The following is a 6115-nucleotide window of genomic DNA, read 5'->3' on the forward strand; positions in this document are numbered from 1 at the left end:
ATCACCACCGACCCCGCGGAGGCAGCCGCCGGTGCCGACGTCGTCGCGACGGACACGTGGGTCTCCATGGGACAGGAAATCGAGGACGAGGCGGCCAGGAGCGCCCGGTTCGAGCTGTTTCGTCCGTACGCGGTGGATGAGGCGCTGCTGGCGCAGGCGGCGGCCGGCGCCGTCGTCCTTCACTGCCTGCCCGCCTACCGCGGCTACGAGATTTCGGCCGGTGTCATCGACGGGCCCCAATCCGTGGTGTGGGATGAGGCGGAAAACCGGCTGCATGCCCAGAAGGCCCTCATGGTGTGGCTCATGGAGCGCTCGTGACCTCACCGTCCGTTCCGGGGCAGGGCGCACCCCAGCCTTCCGTCCTGCCCACCGGCCAGCCCACCACGAAGACCGCACGCCAGGCGCGGATCACGGCACTACTCACCGCGCAGTCGGTGCGGTCGCAGTCCGAACTGGCTGACCTCCTGGCCGATGACGGGCTGCAGGTCACCCAGGCCACGCTCTCCCGCGACCTGGTGGAACTGGGGGCGGTGCGCGTCCGCGGCAAGGACGGCGCGCTGGTGTACGCGGTGCCCGGCGAGGGCGGCGGGCGCGCTCCACAGAGCGGCGTCACCCAGGAAATTCTCGACAGCAGGCTGTCCCGGCTGTGCGGGGAGCTCCTGGTCACCGCGGAGGCCTCGGGCAACCTGGTGGTGCTCCGGACACCGCCGGGAGCAGCGAACTTCCTGGCCCTGGCAATCGACCATTCGGTCATGCCGTCGGTCCTCGGTACGATCGCCGGTGACGACACCATCCTGCTGGTCACCCGGGATCCGGCCGGCGGCGCGGACGTCGCCGCCCGGTTCCTGCAGTTCGCCCATGAAGCAACCTAGAAAAACCAACTTCCACACAACCACCGAACATCCCACACAACACAGAGGAGCTACAGAAGTGACTGAACGCATTGTCCTTGCCTACTCAGGCGGACTGGATACGTCGGTGGCCATCGGCTGGATCGCCGAAGCAACCGGAGCTGAAGTGGTGGCTGTCGCCGTCGACGTCGGACAGGGCGGTGAATCCCTCGAAACCATCCGCCAGCGCGCACTGGGCTGCGGTGCCGTCGAGGCCTACGTGGCTGACGCGCGCGATGAGTTCGCCAATGAATACTGCATGCCCACGCTGCGGGCCAACGCGCTGTACATGGACGCCTACCCCCTGGTCTCGGCGATCTCCCGCCCCGTCATCGTCAAGCACCTCGTCGCCGCGGCCCGCGAGTTCAACGCCACCACCGTGGCCCACGGCTGCACCGGCAAGGGCAACGACCAGGTCCGCTTCGAGGTCGGCATCCAGACCCTCGGCCCGGACCTGAAGTGCATCGCACCGGTCCGCGACCTGGCCCTCACCCGCGACAAGGCCATTGCCTTCGCCGAGGAAAAGGGACTGCCCATCGAGACCACCAAGAAGAACCCGTTCTCCATCGACCAGAACGTGTGGGGACGCGCCGTCGAGACCGGGTTCCTCGAGGACATCTGGAACGGCCCCACCAAGGACGTCTACGACTACACCGATTCCCCTGAATTCTCCCCGGCACCCGATGAAGTTGTCATCACCTTCAAGCAGGGCATCCCGGTGGCCATCGACGGGCACGCCGTCACCCCGCTGCAGGCCATCGAGGAACTGAACCGCCGCGCCGGCGCACAGGGTGTGGGCCGCATCGACATCGTCGAGGACCGCCTGGTAGGCATCAAGAGCCGCGAAATCTACGAGGCACCGGGTGCCATGGCGCTGATCACCGCCCACCGCGAGCTGGAGAACGTCACCGTGGAGCGCGAGCAGGCCCGGTTCAAGAAGACCGTGGACCAGCGCTGGACCGAGCTGGTGTATGACGGCCAGTGGTTCTCACCGCTGAAGCGTTCACTGGAAACCTTCATCGACGACACCCAGCGGTACGTCACCGGGGAGGTCCGCATGGAACTCCACGGCGGACGCGCCACCGTCACAGGCCGCCGCTCCGACGTCGGGCTGTATGACTTCAACCTGGCCACCTACGACACCGGTGACACCTTCGACCAGTCCATGGCGCGCGGGTTCATCGAAATCTTCGGCCTGTCCTCCAAGGTGGCCTCCGGCCGCGATCAGCGCGCGGGAAGCTAATCAGTGGCAGAGGCACACAGCACAGCGGCACACGGCACCAACGGGGTGGGCCCACGAGCGCAGGGGTACCCGCCCGAGCGAAGCGAGGGTGGGGGGCGCCCGGGGACGCTGTGGGGCGGCCGGTTTTCCGGCGGCCCCGCGGATGCCCTCGCGGCGCTGAGCAAGTCGACGCATTTTGACTGGCGGCTGGCCCGTCATGACATCGCCGGGTCCCGGGCGCACGCCCGCGTCCTGCACCGCGCCGGCCTGCTCGACGACGGTGAGCTGGCCGGGATGCTGGCCGCCCTGGACGCGCTCGACGACGACGTCCGGACCGGCGCGTACCTGCCGGCTGAGTCCGACGAGGACGTGCACGGATCCCTTGAGCGCGGCCTGATTGAGCGGGCGGGGCCTGCCCTGGGCGGAAAGCTCCGGGCCGGCCGGTCACGCAATGACCAGGTGGCAACCCTCGGGCGGATGTACCTGCGCGAGCACGCGCGGATCATCGCCGGGGGTGTCCTGGCAACCATTGACGCCCTCGTGGAGCAGGCGCAGCAGCACCTCGAGGTGCCGATGCCGGGCAGGACCCACCTGCAGCACGCGCAGCCGGTGCTGTTGAGCCATCACCTGCTGGCCCACGCCTGGGCGCTGCTGCGTGATGTCCAGCGCCTGCAGGACTGGGACCGCCGCGCTGCTGTGTCCCCCTACGGCTCCGGCGCGCTGGCCGGCTCGTCACTGGGGCTGGACCCCGAGGCGGTTGCGGCGGAGCTGGGATTCGACTCGGCGACGCACAACTCGATCGACGGGACCGCCGGGCGCGATGTGTACGCGGAGTTTGCCTGGGTGACTTCGATGATCGGCGTCGACCTGTCGCGCATCAGTGAAGAGGTCATTATCTGGGCAACGAAGGAGTTCTCCTTTGTCACGCTCCATGATTCCTTCTCCACGGGATCCTCGATCATGCCGCAGAAGAAGAACCCGGACGTGGCCGAGCTTGCCCGGGGCAAGGCCGGACGGCTCATCGGGAACCTGACCGGACTGCTCGCGACGCTCAAGGGCCTGCCGCTGGCCTACAACCGGGACCTTCAGGAAGACAAGGAACCTGTGTTCGACGCCGTCGACACCCTCGAGGTGCTCCTTCCGGCGGTGTCGGGCATGATCGCGACGCTGACGTTCAACACGGAACGCATGGCTTCCCTGGCGCCGCTCGGTTTTGCGCTGGCCACGGACGTTGCCGAATGGCTGGTCCGCCAGGGTGTGCCGTTCCGTGAGGCCCATGAGCTCTCCGGTGCCGCGGTCAAGCTGGCCGAGAGCCGCGGCGTCGAGCTCTGGGACCTCACCGATGAGGACTACGCCGGAATTTCGGAGCATCTGACGCCGGGTGTCCGCGAGGTGCTCACGGTCGAAGGTTCACTCAACAGCCGCGATTCCCAGGGCGGCACCGCGCCGGCCGCTGTGCGCCGACAGCTCGCCGCCCTCGCGGCGCAGCTGGAGGAAGCACGGTCAGCGCTGGTACCGGCACAGAGCTAGAGCCGTGTTACGGGTATCCTCGGGACAAGTCAACCGCTACCTACCCCGAGGATGTCCGTGAACACGTCGCAGCCCGCAGCACCCGAGAACCTTCCCGACAACCTGCCGGAGCGGCTCGCCGACGCCGGCCGGGAGCTGTTGGCTGCGGCAGCAGCGCTCGACGAGGCTACCCTCGCGGCGCCGTCGGTCCTCCCGGGCTGGAACCGCGCCTTCGTGATCGCCCATGTCGAGGGTGTGGCCCGGGCAATGACACGGCAGGTCGAGTACGCCGCCCGTGGTGAAAAAATCGAGTTCTATGACGATGGTTTCGACGGCCGCAACCGGGACATCGAACGGCGGGCACAGCGTCCCGCCGCGGAGCAGCTCGAGGGACTGACCGACGCCGTCACCGGGGCAGTGGCGGTCTTCGCCGGAGTCACGGGCAGCGAGTGGGACGCGCGCATCGCGTACCGTGACGGAACGGTCCGCGACGGCGCCCTCGCCCTCTGGCGGGAGCTGGTCATCCATGCGTCCGACCTGGACCTCGGACGCACCCCCCTCGACTGGGACACCACCTTCTGCCATTACCTTTTCGGTTTTCTCGCCGCCCGCGTTCCGGACGGCGTCGCCCTCAAGCTCCAGCCGCTGGGTGAACAGCCGAGGACGCTGTCCAATGGGCCGGGGACCCCGGCGCGCACCATCGTGGTCACCGGGCTGCTGCAGGACATCGCCGCGTGGCTGGCAGGCCGCAAGCCGCTGGGCGGCCTGAACGCGACAGCGGCAGCCGACGGGGTGGCCCTGCCCGAGCTCCTGCCGTGGCCGGCGGCGGTGGCACCGCGCCCGTGACCGGGTGACTCATCCGTCCGCGCCCTTATCAGGGGTCCGCTCCTGCGCTAAGTTGGGAGTCACGGAGCAGGAGACCCGAGGAACGAGCCAGGGCAGAGGCACACGCGATGACGTCGGATGTTGATTCCACAGCAGTTCATTCCGCGGTGCCGCTTGGCCGCATTGAGCGGCTGAGCGACGGCTATGTCCTTGCCTTCGACCGGCAGCTGGATTATCCCCGCGCCTATATTTGGGACCTGTTGACCGATCCCGCCAAGGTGCGCCTCTGGTTGGGCGAACTCGCCGGCGGCTGGGAGCTCGGAAAGGAATACTCCCTTGACATGGGGGGAGGAGCGGTTGAAGGCACCGTCCTGCAACTCAACCCGCCCACCAGCCTCCAGATCACCTGGGAGGATCCCCTCGGTCTTGAATCAATCCTTGAATGGCGCGTCCTGTCCAGCGACGGCGGCACCCTCCTGCAGCTGCGCGCACGTTCGGAGACGGCCGATTTCCTGACCGAGGGTGCCGCGGGCTGGCAGCAGATCCTCGCCGCCCTTGCCGATGTCGCTGCCGGCAGGGAGCCTGCGCCGTCCGGCGACTGGGCGTCGCTCCGGGATGCCTACGCCGCGGAGTTCAGCATCTCCAACACCATGGGTTGGTTGGAAACGTCCGACGGCGTCACCATGGTCCATTTCGACCGTCGCTTCAATTCCACCCTCCCGCTGGTCAGGGACGCTCTCACCGCCGATCCGGAACAGCAGCCCAGGGTGGAGCAGGCGGAAGTCGACCTGACCGCAGACGGGGGCGCGACCCGGCTTACCGTCCGGCACGTCGTGGATGACCAGGCCGACGCGCCGGCACTGCTGGCCCAGTGGCACGCCCATCTGGATGCCGTGGCGGTATCGGTGGAGGGGGACCAACCCCACATGAGCATGCGCAAACTTCATGCGCTCGAGGATTTCTACCGGGCTACTCTCTCGGACTGACCGTCCGGACTGGCCGCCGCTTTTTCCCGTGCCAGGAGGTTGGTTTTGACCACCAGACCCCAACGGAAACCACCCAGGCTGCCGTCTGTGCGGATGACGCGGTGGCAGGGCACAAAGAGCGCGGCCGCGTTGAAAGCGCACGCGCCGGCGGCCGCACGGACCGCCGCGGGGCGGCCGGCCAGCCGAGCGTATTCCGAGTAGGTGACCGGCCTGCCGGGAGCCACCGTCCGCAGCACCTCCCAGCCATGGTTGCGGAAGGGGCCCGAGAGCTGACGCACAGGCACCGACTCAATCGCGGCGAGGTCGCCGTCGTAATATGCGCAGACGGCGTCGGTGATCGCGTCAAGTCCGGCCACCTGGTGCACGCTCTCCGCCCTCAGCGAGGGATGAATCTGGCCGGTCACCTCCGCCAGGTCCGCCGTCCAGCCGGAGGCAAGGACCACACCGTCCCGTTCGACGACGGTGAACGGCCCGTCCGGTGTAGACATTGTTGCAGTGCGGGTGGTCATGACAGTGCCTTTCGTACGGTGCCCGGCGGGATGGACTGGCTTCCGGGATGTTTGTCAGCGGCCACGCGCCAGAGATGCATGGTGGCGTAGGAACGCCAGGGACTGAACTGTTCCAGCCAGGCGGCGCCCGAGCGGGCGTCGACGGGCCGGCCGGACAGCTTCGACAGGCTGGTT

Annotated in this window: 6 protein-coding genes and 1 pseudogene; 6 read left to right on the top strand and 1 reads right to left on the bottom strand. The window is 68.1% G+C overall.

The features are described 5' to 3' along the window. The 6 genes and pseudogenes from X803_RS21575 to X803_RS0113230 form a co-directional block, all read left to right on the top strand. Positions 1-318, top strand: a pseudogene (locus X803_RS21575) (ornithine carbamoyltransferase); the annotation flags it as partial. A 44-nt stretch (positions 319-362) separates the two neighbouring features. Continuing rightward, positions 363-872 carry an arginine repressor gene (locus tag X803_RS0113210; protein ID WP_026545504.1) on the top strand — a complete coding sequence of 170 codons (510 nt, stop codon included), beginning with the start codon at positions 363-365 and terminating at the stop codon, positions 870-872. A 58-nt stretch (positions 873-930) separates the two neighbouring features. Further along, positions 931-2133, top strand: a complete 1203-nt coding sequence (locus X803_RS0113215; protein ID WP_026545505.1) for an argininosuccinate synthase — start codon at positions 931-933, stop codon at positions 2131-2133. A gap of 108 nt (positions 2134-2241) precedes the next feature. After that, a complete protein-coding gene (gene argH, locus X803_RS0113220) occupies positions 2242-3642 on the top strand; it encodes an argininosuccinate lyase (RefSeq protein WP_253907473.1) in 1401 nt (466 codons plus the stop codon). 57 nt (positions 3643-3699) lie between these two features. Beyond that, positions 3700-4467: a maleylpyruvate isomerase family mycothiol-dependent enzyme gene (locus X803_RS0113225; protein ID WP_253907469.1), complete on the top strand. Its 768-nt coding sequence runs from the start codon at positions 3700-3702 to the stop codon at positions 4465-4467. 107 nt (positions 4468-4574) lie between these two features. Beyond that, a complete protein-coding gene (locus X803_RS0113230; protein WP_026545508.1) occupies positions 4575-5432 on the top strand; it encodes an SRPBCC domain-containing protein in 858 nt (285 codons plus the stop codon). Here the strand turns inward: X803_RS0113230 and X803_RS19950 are convergent. Further along, positions 5408-5941: a methylated-DNA--[protein]-cysteine S-methyltransferase gene (locus X803_RS19950; RefSeq protein WP_051470749.1), complete on the bottom strand. Its 534-nt coding sequence runs from the start codon at positions 5939-5941 to the stop codon at positions 5408-5410. The two genes, X803_RS0113230 and X803_RS19950, sit on opposite strands and share 25 nt — an antisense overlap. Positions 5942-6115: the final 174 nt, after the last annotated feature.

The sequence above is a fragment of the Arthrobacter sp. 35/47 genome (assembly GCF_000520475.1).
Lineage (GTDB): Bacteria > Actinomycetota > Actinomycetes > Actinomycetales > Micrococcaceae > Arthrobacter_D > Arthrobacter_D subterraneus.